Origin of the sequence: Stenotrophomonas sp. 1337, assembly GCF_031455455.1 — a bacterium.
Taxonomy (GTDB): domain Bacteria; phylum Pseudomonadota; class Gammaproteobacteria; order Xanthomonadales; family Xanthomonadaceae; genus Stenotrophomonas; species Stenotrophomonas indicatrix.
The window spans coordinates 850105-870996 of record NZ_JAVDSR010000001.1; the positions used below are offsets into that span (position 1 = coordinate 850105).

The 20892-nt window shown below is 67.8% G+C and carries 21 protein-coding genes; 5 read left to right on the plus strand and 16 right to left on the minus strand.

Annotated features, from left to right (window positions below):
* Nucleotides 1-67: 67 nt before the first annotated feature.
* A complete protein-coding gene (locus J2X70_RS03790; protein ID WP_309909010.1) occupies nt 68-337 on the minus strand; it encodes a hypothetical protein in 270 nt (89 codons plus the stop codon).
* Nucleotides 338-360: 23 nt separating this feature from the next.
* Entirely contained in the window at nt 361-1758 is a 1398-nt protein-coding gene (gene hisS / locus J2X70_RS03795; protein ID WP_025874842.1) for a histidine--tRNA ligase, read from the minus strand.
* Nucleotides 1759-1897: 139 nt separating this feature from the next.
* Here hisS and J2X70_RS03800 point away from each other — a divergent pair, with 139 nt between their 5' ends.
* Nucleotides 1898-2650: a helix-turn-helix domain-containing protein gene (locus tag J2X70_RS03800; protein WP_033830968.1), complete on the plus strand. Its 753-nt coding sequence runs from the start codon at nt 1898-1900 to the stop codon at nt 2648-2650.
* Nucleotides 2651-2852: 202 nt separating this feature from the next.
* Here J2X70_RS03800 and thrC read toward each other — a convergent pair whose 3' ends face one another.
* The 6 genes from thrC to J2X70_RS03830 form a co-directional block, all read right to left on the minus strand.
* The gene (thrC, locus tag J2X70_RS03805) at nt 2853-4142 is read right to left on the minus strand and encodes a threonine synthase (RefSeq protein ID WP_309909013.1); all 1290 of its coding nucleotides are present in this window, start codon (nt 4140-4142) and stop codon (nt 2853-2855) included.
* A 29-nt stretch (nt 4143-4171) separates the two neighbouring features.
* Nucleotides 4172-5086: a homoserine kinase gene (locus tag J2X70_RS03810; RefSeq protein WP_032976078.1), complete on the minus strand. Its 915-nt coding sequence runs from the start codon at nt 5084-5086 to the stop codon at nt 4172-4174.
* Complete coding sequence (gene thrA, locus J2X70_RS03815; protein ID WP_309909016.1) at nt 5083-7587, minus strand: bifunctional aspartate kinase/homoserine dehydrogenase I; 2505 nt, start codon at nt 7585-7587, stop codon at nt 5083-5085. The genes J2X70_RS03810 and thrA overlap by 4 nt, the downstream gene beginning before the upstream one ends.
* Nucleotides 7588-7672: 85 nt before the next feature.
* Nucleotides 7673-7810, minus strand: coding sequence for a hypothetical protein (locus J2X70_RS03820; protein WP_164745120.1), 138 nt, complete (start codon nt 7808-7810; stop codon nt 7673-7675).
* A 138-nt stretch (nt 7811-7948) separates the two neighbouring features.
* Nucleotides 7949-8899: a DMT family transporter gene (locus tag J2X70_RS03825; protein ID WP_309909018.1), complete on the minus strand. Its 951-nt coding sequence runs from the start codon at nt 8897-8899 to the stop codon at nt 7949-7951.
* A gap of 67 nt (nt 8900-8966) precedes the next feature.
* Nucleotides 8967-9686: an AraC family transcriptional regulator gene (locus tag J2X70_RS03830; RefSeq protein ID WP_099783807.1), complete on the minus strand. Its 720-nt coding sequence runs from the start codon at nt 9684-9686 to the stop codon at nt 8967-8969.
* Between the two features lie 81 nt (nt 9687-9767).
* Between J2X70_RS03830 and J2X70_RS03835 the strand changes: the two genes are divergently transcribed.
* Nucleotides 9768-10550 (plus strand): DUF6491 family protein, encoded by a 783-nt coding sequence (locus J2X70_RS03835; RefSeq protein WP_032976084.1) that lies wholly within the window; start codon nt 9768-9770, stop codon nt 10548-10550.
* Here J2X70_RS03835 and J2X70_RS03840 read toward each other — a convergent pair.
* The 3 genes from J2X70_RS03840 to J2X70_RS03850 form a co-directional block, all read right to left on the minus strand.
* Nucleotides 10547-11599, minus strand: coding sequence for a linear amide C-N hydrolase (locus tag J2X70_RS03840; RefSeq protein ID WP_080148958.1), 1053 nt, complete (start codon nt 11597-11599; stop codon nt 10547-10549). The genes J2X70_RS03835 and J2X70_RS03840 overlap by 4 nt on opposite strands.
* 63 nt (nt 11600-11662) lie before the next feature.
* Nucleotides 11663-12076, minus strand: coding sequence for a DUF6691 family protein (locus J2X70_RS03845; protein ID WP_080148960.1), 414 nt, complete (start codon nt 12074-12076; stop codon nt 11663-11665).
* Nucleotides 12073-12510: a YeeE/YedE family protein gene (locus J2X70_RS03850; protein ID WP_309909021.1), complete on the minus strand. Its 438-nt coding sequence runs from the start codon at nt 12508-12510 to the stop codon at nt 12073-12075. The genes J2X70_RS03845 and J2X70_RS03850 overlap by 4 nt, the downstream gene beginning before the upstream one ends.
* Before the next feature lie 117 nt (nt 12511-12627).
* Here J2X70_RS03850 and J2X70_RS03855 point away from each other — a divergent pair, with 117 nt between their 5' ends.
* On the plus strand, nt 12628-12915 hold the full coding sequence (locus J2X70_RS03855) for a metalloregulator ArsR/SmtB family transcription factor (RefSeq protein ID WP_033832118.1): 288 nt from the start codon (nt 12628-12630) through the stop codon (nt 12913-12915).
* A gap of 3 nt (nt 12916-12918) precedes the next feature.
* Here the strand turns inward: J2X70_RS03855 and J2X70_RS03860 are convergent, their stop codons facing one another.
* The 5 genes from J2X70_RS03860 to J2X70_RS03880 form a co-directional block, all read right to left on the minus strand.
* A complete protein-coding gene (locus tag J2X70_RS03860; RefSeq protein WP_033830961.1) occupies nt 12919-13347 on the minus strand; it encodes a BLUF domain-containing protein in 429 nt (142 codons plus the stop codon).
* An 82-nt stretch (nt 13348-13429) separates the two neighbouring features.
* The gene (locus J2X70_RS03865) at nt 13430-14569 is read right to left on the minus strand and encodes a hybrid sensor histidine kinase/response regulator (RefSeq protein WP_032976087.1); all 1140 of its coding nucleotides are present in this window, start codon (nt 14567-14569) and stop codon (nt 13430-13432) included.
* On the minus strand, nt 14566-15141 hold the full coding sequence (locus tag J2X70_RS03870; RefSeq protein ID WP_105163956.1) for a chemotaxis protein CheB: 576 nt from the start codon (nt 15139-15141) through the stop codon (nt 14566-14568). Before J2X70_RS03870 ends, J2X70_RS03865 begins: the two co-directional genes overlap by 4 nt.
* On the minus strand, nt 15141-15965 hold the full coding sequence (locus J2X70_RS03875; RefSeq protein ID WP_309909026.1) for a CheR family methyltransferase: 825 nt from the start codon (nt 15963-15965) through the stop codon (nt 15141-15143). The genes J2X70_RS03870 and J2X70_RS03875 overlap by 1 nt, the downstream gene beginning before the upstream one ends.
* Entirely contained in the window at nt 15962-19060 is a 3099-nt protein-coding gene (locus J2X70_RS03880) for a response regulator (RefSeq protein ID WP_218789204.1), read from the minus strand. Before J2X70_RS03880 ends, J2X70_RS03875 begins: the two co-directional genes overlap by 4 nt.
* Nucleotides 19061-19238: 178 nt before the next feature.
* Between J2X70_RS03880 and J2X70_RS03885 the strand changes: the two genes are divergently transcribed.
* Together J2X70_RS03885 and J2X70_RS03890 are read left to right on the plus strand one after the other, a co-directional pair.
* Complete coding sequence (locus J2X70_RS03885; protein ID WP_025874872.1) at nt 19239-20366, plus strand: PAS domain-containing sensor histidine kinase; 1128 nt, start codon at nt 19239-19241, stop codon at nt 20364-20366.
* On the plus strand, nt 20363-20722 hold the full coding sequence (locus J2X70_RS03890; RefSeq protein ID WP_025874874.1) for a response regulator: 360 nt from the start codon (nt 20363-20365) through the stop codon (nt 20720-20722). The genes J2X70_RS03885 and J2X70_RS03890 overlap by 4 nt, the downstream gene beginning before the upstream one ends.
* The last annotated feature ends 170 nt before the right edge of the window (nt 20723-20892 follow it).

A 20892-nucleotide genomic window follows, 5' to 3' on the forward strand; every position in this document is an offset into this window, starting at 1 on the left:
AGGCAGCGGAAACGAAAACGCCCACCGGGCGGTGGGCGTTCGGATGCGGCAATGGACAGGGCTTCGATCAGGGCAGGCAGCGGACCTCTGCCTGCAGCGCGCCGCGCCGCAGGCATTCACCGAACAGGCTGCCCTGCCGGCTTGGACGGGACTGCAGGTTCTGCAGCGTTCCTGCCCGGCCCGGGCACGCCCGCTTGGCAAGGGCCTGCAGATCCTGCTCAAGCTGCGCTCGATCCATCACATGGCAGCGATCAGCCACCAGCTGGTAATTCGCAGGGCCGATCCGGGTGCTGCGCAACGCCGGATCGCTCTGGCATGCCGCCAGCAGGAACAGCATCAGTGTTCCTGCAGCGGCACGCGTCACGGCATGACCCGCGACTGCTCCAGTTCCACCTGCAGGGTGCTGGCCAGTTCATCACGGGAGACTTCGAACTGCTGCTCGCGCAGCAGGTCCTTCACCGCCACCACGCCGCGCGCCAGCTCGTCTTCGCCAGCCAGCACCACGAAACGGATACCGGCCTTGGCCGCGTACTGGAACTGCTTGCCGATCTTCTTCGGCTCCATCTGCACTTCGGTGTTGATGCCACCGGCGCGCAGGCGGCGGGCGATGTCCAGCGACTGCGGCATGCCCTGCTCGTCCATCAGCGCCACCAGCGCCTGCACGCTGCTGGCCTCGATGCCCTCGATCAGGCCAGCTTCGCGCAGCTGCCAGAACAGGCGCGACAGGCCGATGGAAATGCCCACACCCGGCAGCTTGGACTTGCTGTAGTGGCTGGCCAGGTCTTCATAACGGCCACCGGAACAGATCGACCCGATCTGCGGGTGGTCGGTCAGCGTGGTCTCGTACACCGTGCCGGTGTAGTAATCCAGGCCACGTGCAATGGAGAAGTTCAGGCAGTACGCGCTTTCCGGCACGCCCAGTGCCTGCACCAGCTGCAGTACTTCGCGCAGCTCGGCCACGCCGGCACGCAGGATCTCCGAGGAACCCGCACCGTCTTCCAGCGCTGCCAGCTGTGCCAGCGCATCGGCATGACCCTGCGAACGCACGGCGACGAAGGCCAGGATCTTCTCGACCTGTTCGGCCGGAATGCCGAAGCCCTCGCCCACCAGCGTCTCGCGCACGTAGTCGGGGCCACGCTTGTCCAGCTTGTCCACTTCGCGCAGCACTGCCAGCTGTCGTTCGCCCTCGGCCACGCCCAGGCTTTCGAAGAAGCCGCGCAGCAGCTTGCGGTTGTTCAACTGGATGCTGAAGTCACCGATGCGCAGTTCGGCAAATACCGCATGGATGACCGCCAGCACTTCGGCGTCGTAACGCACGCTCAGGCTGTCCTTGCCGATCACGTCGATGTCGCACTGGTAGAACTCGCGGAAGCGGCCGCGCTGGGCGCGCTCGCCGCGGTACACGCGCTGCATCTGGTAACGGCGGAACGGGAAGGTCAGCTCGTGTTCGTGCTCGGCCACGTAACGCGCCAGCGGCACGGTCAGGTCGAAGCGCAGCGCCATCTCCGGCAGCGAACGATCGCCGGATTCAGCAGCGTTGGCCAGCGCGCCGGTGGACTGCACGAAATACACCTGGCGCTCGGTCTCGCCGCCGGACTTGGTCAGCAGCACATCGGACAGCTCGAACACCGGCGTCTCCACCGGCAGGAACCCGAAGCGCTCGTAGTTGCGGCGGATGACGTCCAGCATGCGCTGGAACGCAATCTGCTCGCGCGGCAGCAGTTCAAGGGTGCCGGGCGGGGTACGGGGCTTGATCACGGGCGGAGCTCCTGCGGAATCGGGGACGTGGGAGGGGGCGACATTCTAGCGCCCCGCATCGCTCAGCCGCAGATAAGGGGTCCAACGGCCGCTTGAAGTATCATAAAGCCCTCCCCCGCCCGCGATACGCCCACGCAACATGTCCCGGCCTTCCGGCGCTCCGCCCGCCACCAACGACCCCGCCGCGCCGTCCTGCGCCACGCTGGACTGCCTGCACTGCTCGGTACGCCACCTGGCGGTGTGCTCTGCGCTGTCGCCCGATGAGGTGCAGGCGCTGGAACAGGTGACCGTGTCGCAGCAGCTGGCGATGGGCAGCACTCTCGCCCGCAGCGGCGAAGAGCGCCAGCATGTCTATACATTGACCGGTGGCGCGCTGCGGCTGGTGCGCACGCTTGCCGATGGCCGTCGCCAGATCAATGGCTTCGTGCTGCCTGGCGATTACCTGGGCCTGAGCGGCAGCGACCACCATCGCTACGACATCGAGGCCATCGCCGACAGCCGCGTGTGCCGCGTTGCCCTGCCGCAGATGAAGGGCCTGCGCGCCCGCTATCCGCACCTGGAGCGCAAGCTGCTGCAGCGCGCCTGCCAGGAGCTGGACGCCGCACAGGATGCCGCGCTGGCGCTGGCACGCCTGCAACCGGCGGAAAAACTCGCTGATTTCCTGCTTCGCCTGGCCGCGCGCGAGGCCAAGCTGGGCGGAGATGGCCTGCGCGTCTCCCTGCCGATGGGCCGCGGCGACATCGCCGATCATCTGGGCCTGACGATGGAGACGGTCAGCCGCACGTTCACCAAGCTGCGCCAGCAGGGGTTGATCGCCCTGCCCCATCTGAACGTGGTTGAGATCCTCGACGAGGATGGCCTGCGCACGCTGGCCGGTGACGTGCAGGGCTGAGCGCCCGATCAGTATCGGCTTGCCGGCCAGCGGCCGGCACTACCACGATCGATTGGTGACATCTGCGGTTGCCGGCCAGCGGCCGGCACTACCCGTGATCGATTGGTGACCTCTGCGGCTTGCCGGCCAGCGGCCGGCACTACCCGTGATGCGTGCTTCTGGTAGTGCCGGCCGCTGGCCGGCAACCACGCAGGCGCCTCCATCAACGCAACAACACCTCACGCAATGCCGCGTAGTCCGCCGCCAATGGCTCGGCATGTGCCGGACGCTGCAGCAATGCATCCAAGGCCGGCGGCACCGCCACTGCTTCGCCGATCAACGGTTCCACCACCGCCTCGAACTTCGCCGGGTGCGCGGTAGCAACCACCGCCCAGTCACCCTTGGCGCCACCGGCGCGCAGATCCTGCAGCACCTTCACCGCCGTGGCCGTGTGCGGGCAGAACAGTTCACCGTCGCTGGCATGGGCGCTGGCGATGGACGCGCGGATGGTCACGTCATCCACTGCGAAGGCGCGGAACGCCGCCCGCAGCTCGGCATCGTCGCCCTGGTACAGCCAGCGCAGCCGCTCGAAGTTGCTCGGCGCGCCGACATCCATGGCGTTGGCCACGGTCGCAATGCTGGCCGCTGGCTGGTACGGGTCGCCACTGAAATAGCGCGGCAGCACCGCGTTGGCGTTGGTGGCCAGCACGATCTGCCCGATCGGCACGCCCAGCGCGCGCGCCAGCACTGCCGCCATCGCATTGCCGAGGTTGCCAGTCGGCACCACCAGGTTCAAGCGCCGCTGATGCTGCGCATGATGGCTCAGCGCTGCGTGCGCGTAATAGCTCATCTGCGGCAGCAGCCGGCCCAGGCTGATGCTGTTGGCGGAGCTCAGCGGCACCTGTGCCTGCAGATCGCGGTCGGCCAGCGCCTGCTTCACCATCGCCTGGCAATCATCGAACGAACCGGCCACCCGCAGCGCCTGGATGTTGTCGCCAAAGCAGCCGAGCTGGTGCGCCTGTCGCGGCGACACCCGCCCATCGGGATACAGCACCACCACGCGTACACCGGGCTGCCGATGGAAGGCCGCCGCTACGGCTGCACCGGTGTCACCGGAGGTGGCCACGACGATGGTCAGATCGCGGCCCTTGCCGGTCTGCAGCCGCGACAGCACACCGGCGAGGAAGCGCGCGCCGATATCCTTGAACGCCGCCGTCGGCCCGTGGAACAGCTCCAGCACATGGTCACCGCTGTTGCGCAGCGCGCGCAATGGCACGGGGAAATCGAAGGCCTCACGGCAGATCGATGGCAAGGCCTCGGCCAGCACATCGCCCGCGAAGAACGGCGCCAGCAGGTCAGCGGCGGTATCGGCCAGGCTCGTACCGGCCTGCAGCGCGCGCGGCGCCGGCAGCACCTCCGGTACGTACAGGCCACCATCGGGGGCGAGACCGGCAGCGATGGCCGCACTGAGTCCAACGGCCGGCGACTGGCCGCGGGTCGAAACGAATTGCATGAGGTCGATATCCGGTAGGGAGGAAGGATTCAGCACAAGCAGGCTCCGGGTGCATCCAGCGGCGAGATCCAGGCATCACTGTCGAAGCCGGCAGCGGCAAACGCCGCACGCACCGGCTGCGCTGCCGCGCGCGCCCGGTCGGCATCTTCAAACCAGGCAAAGACGCTGGGCCCGGCGCCGGAAATGCCCGCGCCCATCGCGCCGGCGGCCAGTGCAGCATCGCGTGCCGCGTCGAAGCCCACGATCAGGCCCGCCCGCCGCGGTTCCACCAGCACATCGCGCAGGCCGGCGCGCACCAGCGAGGCATCGCTGCGATGGCAACCGCTCAACACCAGCGCCAGGTGGGCACTCTGCGCGACGAATTCGCCCAGCGCATAGCTGCCCTGCAGCGCCTGTCGTGCCCGCCGGGTCTCCAGCACCGCATGCGGATGCACCAGCAGGCTGTGCCAGCTGGCCGGCACCGGAATCGGCACCAGGCGATCAGCCGTGCACAGCGCCACGCCGCCCAGCAGCAGCGGGCCGACGTTGTCACCATGGCGGCCACCGCTGGCGACGGCTTCGCCATCCAGTGCGAACGGATACAGCGCCTCGCGCGGCAGCGGCATGTCCAGCACCGCATTGGCTGCCACCAGCGCGGCCACGCAGGAGGCCGCCGAGCCGCCCATGCCGGAGCCGAACGGAATGCCCTTGTCGATCTCGATGGCGAAACCGAAGCCCAGCCCCAGCGCTGCACGCAGTGCGATCAGCGCGGCGCCGGCGGTATTGCCTGGTGCATCCAGCGGCAGTTCGACCGCACTGCCACGGATCGCATCGATGCGCACCAACGGTTCGTCGATGCGGCGCACGCTCACCGTATCGCCGATACCGGCGATGGCGTGGCCGAGGATGTCGAAGCCGACCGCCACGTTGGCCACCGATGCGGGTGCGAAAGCGCGTGCGATCACAGCCGCGCTCCTTCGCCGGCCGCCACCCGCAGCAGATCGGCGAACACGCCGGCAGCGGTGACTTCCGGGCCCGCCCCAGGGCCCTGCACCACCAGCGGGTTGTCGCAGTAGCGGCGGGTACGGAACTGCACCACGTTGTCGGTCAGCCGAAGGTTGGCGAACGCGTGGTCGGCCGGCAGCTCCTGCAACCCGACCGACGCGCCATCCGGCCCCAGCCGCGCGACATAGCGCAGCACCGCACCGCGCTGGCGGGCATCGTGCAGCCGGGCCAGCAGCGCCTCATCGGAGGCACCCAGGCGGGCCATGAAATCGTCCACGCTTCCTTCGCGCAGCAACGCCGGCACCAGGCTCTCCACCTGCACCTGCTCCAGGCTGAGCGCGTGACCGGCCTCGCGGGCCAGGATCACCAGCTTGCGCGCAACATCCACACCGGACAGGTCGTCGCGCGGATCCGGCTCGGTGTAGCCCATCGAGCGCGCCTGCGCGACCAGTGCCGAGAACGGCTGGCTGCCGTCAAAACGATTGAACAGCCAGGCCAGCGTGCCGGAGAAGATGCCTTCGATCGCCAGCACTTCGTCTCCGGTATCCACCAGGTCACGCAGCGTGGTGATCACCGGCAGGCCGGCACCCACCGTGGCCTCGTAGCGGAAGCGCGCACCACTGGCCGCCGCCGCCGCGCGGATGCGCTGGTAGCGTGCCAGCGGACCGGCGCCAGCCTGCTTGTTCGGGGTCACCACATGGATGCCGGCGGCCAGCCAACCTTCATAGCGCTCGGCAACCTCTGCACTGCCACTGCAGTCGATCACCACCGCGTGCGGCAGATGCGCGGCCAGCAGGTGCTCGGTGAAGTGGTCCAGATCGCTGGCCTGGCCGGCCTCCTGCAGCGCCTGGCGCCAGTCTTCATGCAGGCCATCGGCCTCCAGGCGCATGCGCGAGCGTGACGCAAGCGCGCGCAGGCGCAGATCGACATTGGCCTTGGCCAGCAACTGCGGGCGCGCCGCCAGCAGCTGGTCCAGCAGCGCAGCGCCAACATTGCCCGGACCGATCACCCCCACCGCGAACGTCTGCGGCGACAGCCAGAACCCGGCATGCGCGGCACGCAGCGCGCGGGTCGCGTCGGCGCTTGCCACCGCCACCGAGATGTTGCGTTCGGAGGACCCCTGCGCGATCGCCAGGATGTTCACCTGCGCCCGGCCCAGCGATTCGAACAGCCGTGCAGCCACACCCGGCTGACCTGCCATGCCATCGCCGACGGCGGCCAGCACGCTGACGCCCTCGCTGACCTGCACCCGCTGCACCTGGCCGGCAGCCAGTTCGTGCGAGAACGCCTGCACCACGGCATCGCGACCACGCGCCGCTTCGCCTGCGCGGACAACACAGCAGATCGAATGTTCGGAAGAGCCCTGCGAGATCATCACCACCGAGACCTGTGCCTGGCGCAGCGCGGCGAACACCCGTTCGGCGGTACCCGGCACGCCGATCAGGCCGGTGCCTTCCAGGTTCAGCAGGGCCAGATCCGTGCTCAGCGTCAGCCCTTTCACCGGGCCACGTGGCGAGCGCTCGGCGCTGATCCGCGTACCCGGATGGCTGGGCTGGAAGGTATTGCGGATGAAGATCGGCAGGCCCAGCCGGATCGCCGGTGACATCGTCTGCGGATGCACCACTTTCGCCCCGAAATAGGCCAGCTCGCAGGCCTCGTCGTAGCTCAGCGCGTGCAGCTGCACGGCCTCCGGCACCAGCCGCGGGTCGGCCGACAGCACGCCGTCGACGTCGGTCCAGATATGCAGTTCATCGGCGGCGAACAGTGCGGCGAAGATCGCGCCGGAGTAGTCACTGCCGTTGCGGCCCAGCGTGGTGACGCGGTCCTGGCGGTCGCGGGCGACGAAACCGGTGGCGACCACGCGCGACTGCGGGTGCTGCAGCCGCCACGCGGCAAGGCGGCCGGCACTGGCATCCCAGTCGACATCCACGCCCAGTTCGCCGTGGCCGACCACCAGCACATCGCGTGCATCCAGCACCGCGCAGTCCTCGCCCAGCGCGCGCAGGTGGGTACCGAGCAACTGTGCGGAGAACACTTCGCCCAGGCCCTGCACGCGGTCGAGCACCTCGCGTGGCAGTTCGCCGATCACCGCCAGCGCGGCCAGCACCTCGGCCAACTGGTCGAAGCGTGCATCGATCCAGTCCACGGTATCGCCCACCTGCTCACCCAGCAGCGCTACCGCGGCACCCCGATGCCGCGCGCGCAGCGCATGCCACGCCTCCTGCCAGCCGGCATCGCCCTGGGCTGCCAGGTGCGCCAGTTCAATCAGCGCATCGGTAACCCCCTTCATGGCCGAGACCACGCTGACCTGCAACGACTCGGGGCGGGCCAGCAGCAGGCCGGCGACATGGCGATAGCGCTCGGCGTCGGCCACCGAGGTGCCGCCGAACTTGTGCACGACAGTGGACGGCGCGGCCAGTGCGGACACGGCAGGCGAATGGGCGGGGGCGATGGAAGACATGCAGACCTCGGTTGGAGGCCCCGTCGCATGCAGGTGGTCGAGTTTCCCCGTCACCTGGATGGTGCGGGGCCGTTGTTTTCGGGAGTTACACGAAGACGACGGGCCGCACCAGGGCAGTGGTGACGGTGGTGGTGGTAATGGTGGTGGTGATGGCGACCGGCGCAGTCGAACGGCCCGCGGTAGCGGGGGCGATCAGGCGGGCGTTGGCGGCATCAAGGACCATGGCCTACAGAAAACACCGCCGCGATGGCCGCTGTCAAGTGTTGCGGCGCAATATTTCCATGCAGCGATCATCGGCCAACGTGCCGGCATTTGGTTGCAACTGAGACCAACAGGTGATCGTCGCCCTCAATGCGTCGATTCAGCCGACATGTTCGGTGATTGCGCGCGGCGTGCGATGCGCATGCGCGCACAACAGCACCCCGCCCACCAGCAGCACGATCGCCAGCAGTTCCAGCAGGCTGGGCCAGCGCCGCTGCCAGGCGAAGGCGTACAGCAGCGCGAACAGGGTCTCGAACACGATCATCTGCCCGGTCAGGGTCAGCGGCAGCAGGCGACTGGCCCGGTTCCAGAACGCATTGCCGAGGATCGAGGCGACCACCGCCACGCCGGCGCTGATGGCCCAGAACCCACCCCATTGCGCAGCCGTATGCGCCTCGTTGTGTCCACTGAACGCCATCGGCACCAGCAGCAGCGACAACCCGCCGGTGGTGACGCCGGTCAGCAGTGACCAATCGTGGCTGGAAAGGTCGGGCCGCCGCGACAGCCAGCGGCTGTTGCCGATGGAATACAGCGCCCACGAGAACAACGCACCGAACGCGCACAGCAGGCCGATCAGGCGTTGCCGCCAAGGCGTGCCCAGATGCTCGGACATCAGCGCCTCCCAGCCGACCATTGCTACGCCGAGCACGCACAGCGCCAGCGCCGGCAGCAGCTGCTTCAACGGCACCGCACCCTGCTCGCGCACGCCCACCAGTGTGACCACGACCGGAATCAGGCCGACAATCAACGAAGCAGCGGCGCCACCGGCCCACTGCACCGCCGTGGCCAACAGCAGGAAGTACACCAGGTTGCCGGCCAGGCTCAGCCACAACAGGCCGATCCACTCGGCGCGACCGAGCTTCGGCGCCAGCCGCTTCCAGCGCGGCAGCAGCAGGACCACGGCGATCAGGCCATAGACCAGATAGCGGCCGGCGGAAAGCTGCAGGGCATTGAACGTGCTCAACACAGCGGGCGCGAGGAAGACCACGCCCCACAGCGCACCGGCGGCGATGCCATTGGCGATGCCCAGGGCAATCGGGTTGTTGCGCATTGCAGGTTCACAGCAGGAACGGGCCGCGCAGTGTAAGCGGCCCCTTGCCGGCCGGTCTTGACCGAGGCTACTGCCGGTTCGCTTCCGCAGCGTTGGGTGTGGCTCGCCGCCATGCCGCCGGCGTCTGCCCGCATTCGCGGCGCAGCGCACGGGTCAGTGCACTCTGCTCGGAATACCCTGCGGCCAGTGCGATATCGCTGATCGATGCCGGGCTGACCCGCAACTGGTGCTTGGCCCAGCGCAGGCGGCTGGCACTGAGCCACGCCTGCGGGCTGAGCCCGAACTCACTCCGGAACACCGCATGCAGGCGGCTTTCACTGATGCCGACAAAGGCAGCCATGCGCGCTACCGACCACGCCTGCCCCGGCATCGCCTCGACCGCAGCGCACAGGCCCTGCAGGCGCGCACCACTACCGGCAGGCGCGAAGACCCGCAGCAGCTCCGGCAGCAGCGCTGGCACAGGCCGGCCTGTCCGCACCTGGGCAAGCCGCTGCCGCAGCGACAGCGGGAGATGCAGCCAGCGCTGCCGGCACAGGTGCTCCTGGGTCGCGTCATCGAGCACGCCCGGCCCGCAGTCGACAATCACGAAACCGTTGGGACCCTCGGCCATCTGGTCGTGCGCTTCGCCGGCCGCCACGAATGCCCCCTGCAGCAGGTCAAGACGGCCGCCCCTGCCCTCCATCTCGAACTGCAGCTCACCCTGCAGCGGCAGCACCCACTGCGCATAGCCGTGGCGATCCAGGCCGGTGGCCTGACCGTAGTGCCGTAGATGGAAGATGGCGCCCATCCGAGCAGTCTGCGCGTGTAACACTTGCCGTGCAAACCGCTGCTATAGTCGGCCCGTCATCCAACGCAGGGAGTGCAGGACATGACTTACAGGCACGCATCCATGGTACTGGCCGCCAGCCTCGCGCTGGTGCTCACCGCCACGGCTTCGGCACAGGAACGCATGCCACCGGCCCCGCACTGCATGGACGCTGTCGGCGTCCAGGAAGTGGAGCAGGCATCACCGCGCTCGATCGCGCTGCGTGCCGCCTCCGGCCAAGCCTATCGCATCGACTTCGCCGAGGATTGCCCCGGCGTCCGCGCAGCCACCACGTTGAAGCTGGAAGCACCCGCCGGCTGGGCCTGCGGTCGTCCCAGCGAGCGCGTTGTGGTCGATGGCCACAGCTGTGCCGTCAGTGCAGTCACCCCGGTCCAGGCCCGCGACTATGCCAGCGTGGCCCGCGACAGCGACAGCCTGCGCACGGCCACCCTGCCCGCCCTGACGATCCGCCAACGCAAGGACGTCCGTCGCGGCTTCGGCGGCTCGGCCTCGTACTGCTTCGCCACCCGCAATGTGCGCGGCTGGTCGTCCGACACGCAGGGCATGCTGGTGGAAACCAACCCGCTGCGTAGCGGCGGCCATCGCTTTTACCGTGTTGAACTGGGCAGCCACTGCCTCCAGCTCGACCGCTCACCGGAATTGAGCTTCCAATCCGGCATGCAGAACGGCCTGATCTGCGGCAACCCCGGCGACCGCGTGGTTACGGCCGATTTCGCCAGCTTCGACGAGCGCAGCGACGCGGTGGCGCCGCTGCCCCGCTTCACCCGCCGCGGCGCCTGCACGATCCAGGCGGTCTACCCGGCCTCCAGCCAGGCGTCGAACTAGCCGTCGACGCCGAGGAAGGTGAACGGTGCGCTGGGCACGAAATGGCCCAGTGCATCGCCGGCGAAGGTATTGCGCTGGTCACGGCCGAGATCGAGCTTGAGCACCTTTCCGCCGAAATCGACCTTGGTCAGGTCGACCCAGAAGGTGTTGGGCGTCAGTGCCGACTCGAAGAAATACAGGCGCCGCTTGTGGTCGGCGACCGTACGCCAGCGGGTGGACGAGATGTTGGGCTCGCCCGGCGTGGTGATGCCGAACGGTACCGACACGTTGCGGATCACGCTGAACACACTGGCCAGCGCCTCCACCGGATCTTCCGCTTTCGGAATCGCGTTGATGTAGAAGGAGGCCCGCGCGAAGCGGTCGGCCGAACGGTTGGTGCCCGGCAGCATCACCGTGCCACCGATCTGCTGCCAGTAGCTGTTCAATGCCAGCTGCTGGTCGAAGATCGGCGAATTGGTCATCACCTGGTAGCGCCGATCATGGTGGATCACCTGGCGCCCGCCGATGTATTCGACGATCGCGCTGTCACCCGTGGCGTCGGACAGCGACAGGTGCAGCGTCGCCTGGCGGTCCTCGCCCGGCACCTTGTCGGTGACGATCGAGTACGGTTCGCGCTGCAGCGCGGTCACCGCCTCTTCCACCGTCGCGAAGTTATCCAGCACGTACTGCGCCCACAACGAGATGGACAGGCCGGGCTTGCCGCTGCGCTGGGCCGGGTACTCCGACTCGACCAGCCACAGCAGGTTGGCGACCAGGCCCTTCTCGTTCATGCCATCGGTGGTGGAAATGTCATAGCCGGTGGCCACCACGCTGCCGTAGCGTGCAGTCCAGGCGATCGACCCCGGCCCCGCCTTTCCGGTGCGCGCAATGCCACGCGGCAACACGTAGAGATTGGTGGCCACGTCCACTTTCCAGTCCATCGAGCGGGCGGTGATGACATCGCCGTTGTCGCCCAGATACACCGCGCGCGTGCAGGCCATCGCCGGCATTGCCGCCGTCGCCAGTGCCGCCGCCAGCAACGCGCCACCTTTCCATTTCATCCGTGCCATGTCGTCCTCCGTTCCCCGGGAAAGGTGATCTGAACCCCGCAACGGTGAGACGAACGTGAAGCCTCAGCGCAGCCAGCGATCATGCAGCCAGAAACCCGCAGCCATCGCTGGCACGAACCACAGGGCTTCGCGCGCGCCCACCGCCAACGCGGCCAGCGCGGGCCCTGGGCAATAGCCGACCCAGCCCCAGCCGATACCGAACAGCGCCGCACCCAGCAGCAACCGCGTGTCGACAGCCTGCGTCGCCGGCAGCTCGAAACGTTCGGCGCACCATGGCCGCTGCCGCCGCCGCAGCCAGAATTGACCCAGTGCGCTGACCAGCAGCGCCGACGCCAGCACCCAGGCCAGCGTGGGATCGAAGTCGCCAGCCACATCGAGGAACCCCAGCACGCGACGCGGATCGGTCATGCCGGCCAGCGCGAGGCCGGCACCGAACAGGCCGCCGGCCACACCTGCCGCCCACAACCTGCGGCTCATGCCAGGCCTCCGCCGTGACGTAGCAGGAACGTCGTGAGCATCGCGCAGGCCATGAACACCAGCACCGCCACCAGCGATCGCCGCGATCCGCGGGCGAGGCCACAGACACCGTGGCCGCTGGTGCAGCCGTTGCCCAGCCGCGTACCCAGGCCCACCAGGACACCGGCAGCGATCAATTGCCAGGCCGGCAGCGCGTCGCGCAGCAAGGCGCGTGGTGGTTGTCCTGCACCCGCCTGCCAACTCAACACCGCTGACGCCGCCGACATCAGTCCGAGCAGGAAAGCCCAGCGCCAACCACGATCACCGCGCGGCGCGGCAGCGGCGCCAGCAGCGATACCGCTGATGCCCGCCACCCGACCGAGCGTGGCCAGCAGCAGCACCGCCGACGCACCGATCAGGCCGCCGCCTGCAATTGCCGCCCATGGCAGGTTCATGCCCTGCCCCTCTGCATCGCGCGCATCGGCTTGCCCTTCAATTTAGATTTCTCTAAATTAGACTTTCCTGAACTACCGGGTCAAGCCGTGCCCAGCATCACCACCGACAGTGCCGCGATGGCTACGCATGCCGCACAAGCGGCTGCCCTGCTGAAATCGCTGGCACACCCGGCGCGACTGCGCGTCTTGTGTCGCCTGGTGGAAGGCGAAGCACCGGTGCCGGAACTGCAGGCCCTGACTGGCCTGAGCGCATCGGCGCTGTCACAGCATCTGGCCGTGCTGCGCAATCTGGAGGTGGTGGCAACGCGGCGGCAGGCACAGACACTGCACTATCGGCTGCTGGAGGGTCCGGCGCTGGGAGTGCTGCAGGCATTGCACGCGGCGTACTGCGCCCCGCAACGTTAGCGGTCAACCCGCGCTGAGTACCGGCCGCACGACCTCGGCCAACAGATCCACCGCCGTAAGCACGACGCTGTCACCGTTCACCGAGCGGGCGAATCCCGACCAGTCGCCTGCGGAAAGCTGGCGCAGCAGCGCGGCGTCGACCGGCAGCCCGCGCATTGCCCAGTACGGAAACTGGCGCTGGCCCAGCCGGCCACGCGCCAGCTCGACGATGTCGACATGGCTGCCGGCCTGCAGGATGCGCTCGTATACCGAATCGATGCCATCAGGCGGGCCTTCGATGTACTGCAGGAAGCGTTCGCCGTCATGCAGCAGCACACCCGTCACCCCTGCCATCTTGTTGAAGCGCGCGGCATCCTCGACCAGCGTCTGCAGACGTGCGGCAGACAGATCCGGCTTGGCCTGGCTGACATAGGCGATGGCACGCAGTGGCATGGAGCTTCCTTTGCAAGAGTGGTGCCACGGTAGCAGTTGCGGACGAGCCCGTCTCAGTTCGCTCACGCGCCAGCTGAAGAATTCAGGAAACCGCCGGACTGCGCAAATCGGATCGACGAGGCAGCAGCGCCTCGAACACCACGTGCCCTGCCTCATTGCGCGCGCTCAACTGGCCACCATGCGCACGCACGAACTGGTCAACGATGTACAGCCCCAGCCCGAGCCCGTTGCTCTGGTGGAAGCTGGCCTTGAAGGGTTCGAACAGGCGCGGCAGCAACGCCTCATCGACATGGCCGGTGTTGCGTACGCGCAGCGCGACCACCCGTGCATCGCCACCATCGACCTGCACCTGCACCGTCGCGTCGGCGCCATGGGTGAGTGCGTTGCCGACCAGGTTGGCGACGATCTGCCCAAGGCGATCCATGTCGCCCTGCAGCGTCGAATCGCCACGGACATCCAGCGCGATACGGTCGGTTCGATGGCCGGCACCGGCCTCGACCAGCACCGCACGCGTCACCTCGGCCAGGTCACAGACGCTGCTCTGCAGGCGCAGGCCACCGCTGCGGATCCGCGAGAAGTCCAGCAACTGCTCGACCATGCGTGCCATCCGCAGCGTGCTGGCCTCCAGGTAGCTCAGTGTCTGCTGCGCACCGGCATTGTCGTCCGGCAGTTCCAGCGACAGCTTGTCGGCGCACAGCAGGATGGCCGACAGCGGCGTGCGCAGGTCGTGGGTCAGCACCGCGGCCATGGTCTCGTTGAGCTTCAACGCGCGCTCCAGCGCTTCGTTGCGCGCCTTCAGCAGCTGCCGCTGCTGGTAGAGCTCGATGAACACATTGACCTTGCTGAGGATCACCTGCGGTGCAACCGGCTTGTGCAGGAAATCCACCGCGCCGGTCTCGTAGCCCTTGAACACCCGCAACGGATCATCCGGCGAGGCGGTCAGGAAGATGATCGGCACATCCCGGCTGCGCTGCGAGCCGCGCATCAGCTCGGCCAGCATGAAACCGTCGATCTCCGGCATGTGCACGTCCAGCAGCGCCAGCGCTACCTCATGCTCCAGCAGCAGCTCCAGCGCCTGCGCGCCAGAGTCCGCCAGCAACAGGTTGACGCCCTCGCGGCGCAGCAGCGCCTGCATGGCCACCAGGTTCTGCGGCACGTCGTCGACGATCAGCAGGTTGACCGGCGCCTGCGACTGGGCAGGGTCCGGCGGCAGCAGGTTCATGCAAACAACTCCTTCAGGCGGCGGCACATCAGTTCAAGGGGCAGCACGGCGTCGGCGCCGGCATGCTGCAGGGCAGAGGCCGGCATCATCGATGCCTCGGCCTCCTCGGGGCATTGCAACCAGGCCTGGCCGCCAGCGGCGCGCACGGCGGCCACGCCATCGCTGCCATCGCTGCTGGCACCGGTCAGCAGGATCGCCAGCACACCCGTGCCGAACGCGGCCGCGGCCGATTCGAACAGCGGATCGATGGCCGGCCGCGAGAACAACACCGGTTCGTCCATCGACAATGCGATGGCCTGCGTGTCCTCCACCAGCAGGTGGTAGTCCGGCGGCGCGAACGTCACCGTTCCGGCCTGCAGGGGCTGCTTGTCCTCCGCTTCGCGCAGGACCAACGTGCAGTACGGCGCCAGCACCTCGGCGATGCGGCTGGAACGGTCGCGCGGCAGGTGCAGCACCACCAGCACCGGCACCGGCAGGGTGGCCGGCAACGCACCCAGCACGATCTGCAGGGCGGCCACGCCACCGGCCGATGCGCCGATCACCACCACGTCAGGGCGGAACATCGCCGCCATCAGGCCACCTTCCGGTACAGGCGGTGCTCCCGCGAACAGGCTTCGAAGGCATCGTGATGGCGACCGAACTGCAGCGACTCCTTGCTGCCCAGGCCGAGGAAGCCGCGATGCACCAGGGCTTCGCGGAACAGGCCCACCGCCCGATCCTGCAGGTCGCGGTTGAAATAGATCAGCACGTTGCGGCACGAGACCAGGTGCACTTCCGAAAACACCATGTCGGTAGCCAGGCTGTGGTCGGCAAACACCACGTTGCGGCGCAGCTGGCGGTCGAAGACCGCGCCGTCGTAAGCGGTGCTGTAATAGTCCGACAGTGAAGCGGTGCCGCCGGCGGCGAGGTAGTTCCGGCTGAACTGGGCCAGGCGATCGATGCCGTAGGCGCCGGCCTCAGCCGTGGCCAGTGCCGCGGGGTTGATGTCGGTGGCGTAGACGATGCTGCGCTCAAGCAGGCCTTCCTCGTGCAGCAGGATCGCCAGCGACCACACTTCCTCGCCGGTACTGCAGCCGGCCACCCACAGCTTCACCGAGGGATAGGTGCGCAGCACCGGTACCACCTGTTCGCGCATCTGCCGGAAATACTCCGGGTCACGGAACATCTCCGAAACCTGCACGGTGAAGAACTGCATCGCCTGCGCGAACAGCTCCGGCTCGTGCAGCAGCCGATGCTGCAGGTCCGACAGGCGCTCGCACTCGTAGCGCTGCATGGCCTGGCTGACGCGACGGCGCAGCGAGGACACCGCATAGCTGCGGAAGTCGTAGTGGTAGCGCTGGTACAGCGCTTCCAGCAGTACCTTCAGCTCCAGGTCGAACAGCGCCTGCTCGTTCATTGCCGCGAGCACCAGACCCGGCACAGCGATACCAGCTTGTCCACGTCGATGGGCTTGGCGATGTAGTCGTTGGCACCGGCCTGCAGGCAGCGTTCACGGTCATCGGGCATGGCCTTGGCGGTCAGCGCGATGATCGGCAGGTCCTGCAGGTGGCGCTGCGCGCGGATCTCGCGCATCGCCTGCAGGCCATCCTTCTCCGGCATCATGATGTCCATCAGCACCAGGTCCACCTCGCGCTGGGCCAGGCGGTCGACGGCCTCCTGGCCGTTGCGGGCGATCTCCAGCGTCACCCCCAGCGGCTCCAGCACGCTGGACAGCGCGAAGATGTTGCGCACGTCGTCCTCGGCCAGCAGCACGGTGCGTCCGTCGAGCACGGTGTCGCGGCGGCGCGCTTCGCGCAGCAGGCGCTGCTGGTCGCTGGGCAGGTTGGCCTCCACGCTGTGCAGGAACAGCGTCACCTCGTCGAGCAGGCGCTCGGGCGAGCGTGCACCCTTGATGATGATGCTCTTGGAGTAGCGGCGCAGGCGCTGCTCTTCTTCGCGGCTGAGGGCACGGCCGGTGTAGACGATGACCGGCGGGAAGCCGACATCATCGTTGCCTGCCATGTGCTCGAGCAGGTCGTAGCCACTGCCGTCGGGCAGCGACAGGTCCATCACCATGCAGTCGAAGGTGACCGTGCTCAGCTGCTCCACCGCTGCGGCAAGCGTACCGACAGCAGCGATCTGCAGCTGATCGCGGCCCAGCAGCAGTTCCAGGTTGCGGCGCAGATCGTTGTCGTCCTCCACGATCAGCAGGCGCCGCACGTCGCGCTGGCTGGTCTGTTCAAGCTGTTCGATGGCAGCCACCAGGCGCTCGCGCGTGGTCGGCTTGATCGCAAAGCCGATCGCGCCCAGTTCGCGTGCCACCTGGCCGCGGTCCATGCCCGAGACCACATGCACCGGAATGTGCCGGGTGTCGGGGTTGCGCTTGAGCCGTTCAAGCACGGTCAGGCCCGAAACGTCGGGCAGGCCGATGTCCAGCAGGATGCCGTTGGGACGCAGGTCCGCCGCCAGCGCCAGCGCCTCTTCGGCCGTGGTGGCCACCACGCAGTCGAAATCAAGTTCGTGCGCCAGCGTCACCAGGGCTTCGGCGAAGACCGCATCGTCCTCCACGGCCAGGATCAAGCGTCCCGCATGGTGGCGGCGGCCACGGTCATCGGCCACCGCTGCCACCGGCGCGGCACTGGACCGCTGGGCAAGGGGGGCTGGTGCCACGGGGGTGGCGGGTACCGGCTGCACCGGCACCGGCGCTGCGGCGCCTGCGGCGGCCTCGGCTGCCGGCGCGCCCTGCAGCGGCAGTTCGAGAATGAAGCAGCTGCCGCGGCCCGGCTCGCTGTCCACCTGGATGTCACCGCCCATGCGCACCGCAAGGTCACGCGAGATCGACAGGCCCAGGCCGGTGCCGCCGTAACGGCGGCGGGTGCTGCCATCGGCCTGGCGGAATGCTTCGAAGATCAGCTGCAGCTGGTCGCGTGCAATGCCGATGCCGCTGTCGGCCACTTCGAATCGGATCCGGCCATTGCCGCCGCTGCGAACGTGCAGGCTCACCTTGCCGTGCTCGGTGAACTTGACCGCATTGGCCAGCAGGTTCTTCAGGATCTGCTGCAGGCGCTGGTTGTCGGCCACCAGCTGGCTGGGGGCCAGGCCATCGGACTCGATCTGCAGCGTCAGGCCCTTCTGCCGCGCCATCGGCTCGAAGGTTTCGCGCAGTCGCTGCAGCACGCTGTCGACCACCACCACTTCGTCGGCCAGTTCGACGTGCCCTGCTTCGATGCGCGACAGGTCCAGGATGTCGTTGATCAGCGCCAGCAGGTCGTTGTTCGACGACAGGATGGCGCGGGCGTACTTGACCTGCTCGTCGCTGAGCAAGCCGTCCTTGTTGTCGGCCAGCAGCTTGGCCAGGATCAGCGAACTGTTCAGCGGGGTGCGCAGCTCGTGCGACATGTTGGCCAGGAACTCGGACTTGTAGCGCGAGGTGGCCGCCAGTTCATTGCTGTTGCGCACCAGCTGCCCCTGCGCCACCAGCAGCGCCTGCTTCTGCGCCTCCAGCTCGTGGGTGCGCTCTTCCAGCTGCACATTGCTCTGTTCCAGCTCGGCCTGCTGCTGTTCCAGATGCGTCTGCGACTGCATCAGGCTGCGGCTCTGCTCTTCCAGTTCCTCGTTGGCCACGCGCAGTTCTTCCTGCTGTGCCTGCAGTTCTTCGCCTTGGCGCTGCGACTCCTCCAGCAGCACCATCAGCTGCCCGCGCAGCATCGAGGTACGCAGGGCCATGCCGATCGTTTCGGCGCAGCGCTCCAGCAGTTCGTCATCCAGCGCCCGCTGTTCGCCAACCGCCGCCCGGCCCAGCTCGAGCACGCCCACGATCGCGCCGTCGCTGCTGACCGGGGCAAGGATCCGTTCACGCACAGGTACGCGCCCCAGGCTGGTCTGCAGCTCCAGCGGTGCCGCTTCATCCCCCTGCAGATGCCGCGCCCGCTGGTCGCGGGCCACCTGCCCTGCCACCCCTTCCTGCAGGCCCAACGTGGCCGGGATGCCGTTCGGCAACGCCAGCCCACCGGTCAGCTGCAGGCGTCCGCCTTCCAGCCGGTAGAGCGCACCGACATCGGCACCCAGCTGGGTCGCCAGCGTCGACACCGCCGCTTCGGCGATCTGTTCCGGCCCGAGCTCACCGCGCAGGCTGAGCGCGACCGCGTTCTCCGCCTCCTGCAGCCACAGCGCACGCATCGCCTCGCGTCGCGCCTGGATGGCGCGCGAGGCGATGAGTGCGATCATCAGGAAAGCCGCGCCACCGATCGACCGGTTGACGAACGAGAAGGATGAGTTGTTGCTGGCCGGCGCCACGTTGTAGCCCACCGCCAGCAGCACGCAGGCGCTGACAGCCACCACGAACGGCACCCGGGCGCTGCGCTGGAACACAGTGACGCCGATGGCCATGAAATAGGCCAGCCACACGGCATAGCCCAGGGGTACCACCAGTTCCAGCGCGGCCGTAGCCGCCACCAGTACCGCCGACGTCATCCAGATCCAGCGGTCACGCGTAGTCGCACCAGGACGCATGCAGGTCGGTTCCAGTTTGGAAAAGGGGACTGATGTTACTCCTTGTCGCATTCAGCCGCATACGACCAATGGCACAGGCGTCGCATGCACGTCCTCTTCACACTCCACTGCCTACGTTCTCGTGCCTGACAGAGGTAATACGCATTTCATCGTGGTCGCTGCCGCTTCGACGCCGTCCGTGTTGACGGACCCTTCCCGACAGCTGCGATTGCTGATCGACAGCGTGCGCGACCATGCGCTGTACCTGCTCGATCCCGATGGCATCGTCTGCAGCTGGAATCCCGGCGCCGAACGCATCAAGGGCTACCGGTCGGAAGAAGTCATCGGCACCCACTTCGGCCGCTTCTACCTGCCCGCTGATCGCGATACGGGAGAGCCACAGCGCCTGCTGCGGCTGGCGGCGGAATGCGGACACCATGCCGCCGAAGGCTGGCGGGTGCGCCGAGATGGGTCTCCCTTCCGTGCCAGTGTGGTCATCGAGTCGGTGGTCGAGAACGGTGAGCTCGTGGGCTTCGTCAAGATCACCCGCGACATCACTGAACAGTGGCAGGCGCAACGGCTGTTGCGCGACGCGCAGCGGGCGCTGCGCCAGACCCAGCAGTTCGAGACGGTCGGCCAGCTCAGCCGCGGCCTTGCCCATGAGTTCAACAACCTGCTGACCACCATCGTCAATGCGCTGGACCTGCTGTCCGCACGCATGGGTGATGACGAGCGTGCCAACGCCCTGCTCACCACTGCGCAGGCGGCCAGTGATCGTGGCGCACTGCTGACCCGGCAGCTGCTGGCCTTCAGCACCGGGCAGACCCTGATCCGCGAAACGCTGGACATCAATGCGCGGATCCGCGACTGGTTGCCCGCCCTGCAGGCCACCTGCCCTGCCGGCGTCACCCTGGAAACCGCGCTGGCTGCGGGCCTGCCTGCCATACTCAGTGATACCGTGCAGCTGCAGACCGCGCTCGCCAACCTGGTCGGCAACGCTGCGGACGCTACGGTGGGTGGCGGCCGGGTATTGATCGCCACCGCGCTGGAGCACCGCATGGACCCCGACGCCGACACATCCCGGCAACGGACCTATGTGACGTTGAGCGTCTGCGATGAGGGACACGGCATGGCCCCGGACATCGCCGAACGCGCGACCGAGCCTTTCTTCACCACCAAGGACATCGGCAAGGGCAGCGGCCTGGGCCTGAGCCAGGTGTTCGGATTCACCACCCAGAGCGGCGGCTTCGTAGACGTGTCCACCACGCCCGGTGTTGGCACCACGGTCAGCCTGCTGCTACCCGCCACAGAGGAACCCAACCCATGACCGATGATCCGATCCGCGTACTGATGGTGGAGGACCAGACCGATCTGCGCGAAATGATCGGCCTGGCACTGCGCGACTTCGGCATCGACGTGGCTACCACGGCCGATGCGCAGGAAGCAGTCGCGCTGCTGCAGGGCGATACGCGTTTCGACGTGGTGTTCAGTGACATCAGCATGCCCAACGGCATGTCGGGCATCGAGCTGAGCGAGCATGTTGCGCGCGACCAGCCGCAGGCGCGGATGATCCTTTCCTCCGGCTACGCACGCTCGCAGTTGCCGCCGCTGCCCGAGCAGGTGGAATTCCTGCCCAAGCCTTACCGCCTGCGGCAGCTGGTGGAGCTGCTCAGGCAGGCCTGAGCCGTTGCCGCCCTGCCAGGCATGGCCTGGCACTACTGGGTAGCGACCGCCGCGCCCCTGCCAGGCATGGCCTGGCACTACTGGGTAGCGGCCGCCGCGCCCCTGCCAGGCATGGCCTGGCACTACTGGATAGCGACCGTTGCGGCCCCGCCAGGCATGGCCTGGCGTTG

Excerpts from the sequence above, each read along its gene's own strand:
- J2X70_RS03790 (WP_309909010.1), bottom strand. The coding sequence starts at position 337 with ATGCTGTTCCTGCTGGCGGCATGCCAGAGCGATCCGGCGTTGCGCAGC.
- J2X70_RS03800 (WP_033830968.1), top strand. The coding sequence starts at position 1,898 with ATGTCCCGGCCTTCCGGCGCTCCGCCCGCCACCAACGACCCCGCCGCG.
- thrC (WP_309909013.1), bottom strand. The coding sequence starts at position 4,142 with ATGCAATTCGTTTCGACCCGCGGCCAGTCGCCGGCCGTTGGACTCAGT.
- thrA (WP_309909016.1), bottom strand. The coding sequence starts at position 7,587 with ATGTCTTCCATCGCCCCCGCCCATTCGCCTGCCGTGTCCGCACTGGCC.
- J2X70_RS03820 (WP_164745120.1), bottom strand. The coding sequence starts at position 7,810 with ATGGTCCTTGATGCCGCCAACGCCCGCCTGATCGCCCCCGCTACCGCG.
- J2X70_RS03825 (WP_309909018.1), bottom strand. The coding sequence starts at position 8,899 with ATGCGCAACAACCCGATTGCCCTGGGCATCGCCAATGGCATCGCCGCC.
- J2X70_RS03830 (WP_099783807.1), bottom strand. The coding sequence starts at position 9,686 with ATGGGCGCCATCTTCCATCTACGGCACTACGGTCAGGCCACCGGCCTG.
- J2X70_RS03835 (WP_032976084.1), top strand. The coding sequence starts at position 9,768 with ATGACTTACAGGCACGCATCCATGGTACTGGCCGCCAGCCTCGCGCTG.
- J2X70_RS03840 (WP_080148958.1), bottom strand. The coding sequence starts at position 11,599 with ATGGCACGGATGAAATGGAAAGGTGGCGCGTTGCTGGCGGCGGCACTG.
- J2X70_RS03845 (WP_080148960.1), bottom strand. The coding sequence starts at position 12,076 with ATGAGCCGCAGGTTGTGGGCGGCAGGTGTGGCCGGCGGCCTGTTCGGT.
- J2X70_RS03850 (WP_309909021.1), bottom strand. The coding sequence starts at position 12,510 with ATGAACCTGCCATGGGCGGCAATTGCAGGCGGCGGCCTGATCGGTGCG.
- J2X70_RS03855 (WP_033832118.1), top strand. The coding sequence starts at position 12,628 with ATGGCTACGCATGCCGCACAAGCGGCTGCCCTGCTGAAATCGCTGGCA.
- J2X70_RS03860 (WP_033830961.1), bottom strand. The coding sequence starts at position 13,347 with ATGCCACTGCGTGCCATCGCCTATGTCAGCCAGGCCAAGCCGGATCTG.
- J2X70_RS03865 (WP_032976087.1), bottom strand. The coding sequence starts at position 14,569 with ATGAACCTGCTGCCGCCGGACCCTGCCCAGTCGCAGGCGCCGGTCAAC.
- J2X70_RS03870 (WP_105163956.1), bottom strand. The coding sequence starts at position 15,141 with ATGGCGGCGATGTTCCGCCCTGACGTGGTGGTGATCGGCGCATCGGCC.
- J2X70_RS03875 (WP_309909026.1), bottom strand. The coding sequence starts at position 15,965 with ATGAACGAGCAGGCGCTGTTCGACCTGGAGCTGAAGGTACTGCTGGAA.
- J2X70_RS03880 (WP_218789204.1), bottom strand. The coding sequence starts at position 19,060 with ATGCGTCCTGGTGCGACTACGCGTGACCGCTGGATCTGGATGACGTCG.
- J2X70_RS03890 (WP_025874874.1), top strand. The coding sequence starts at position 20,363 with ATGACCGATGATCCGATCCGCGTACTGATGGTGGAGGACCAGACCGAT.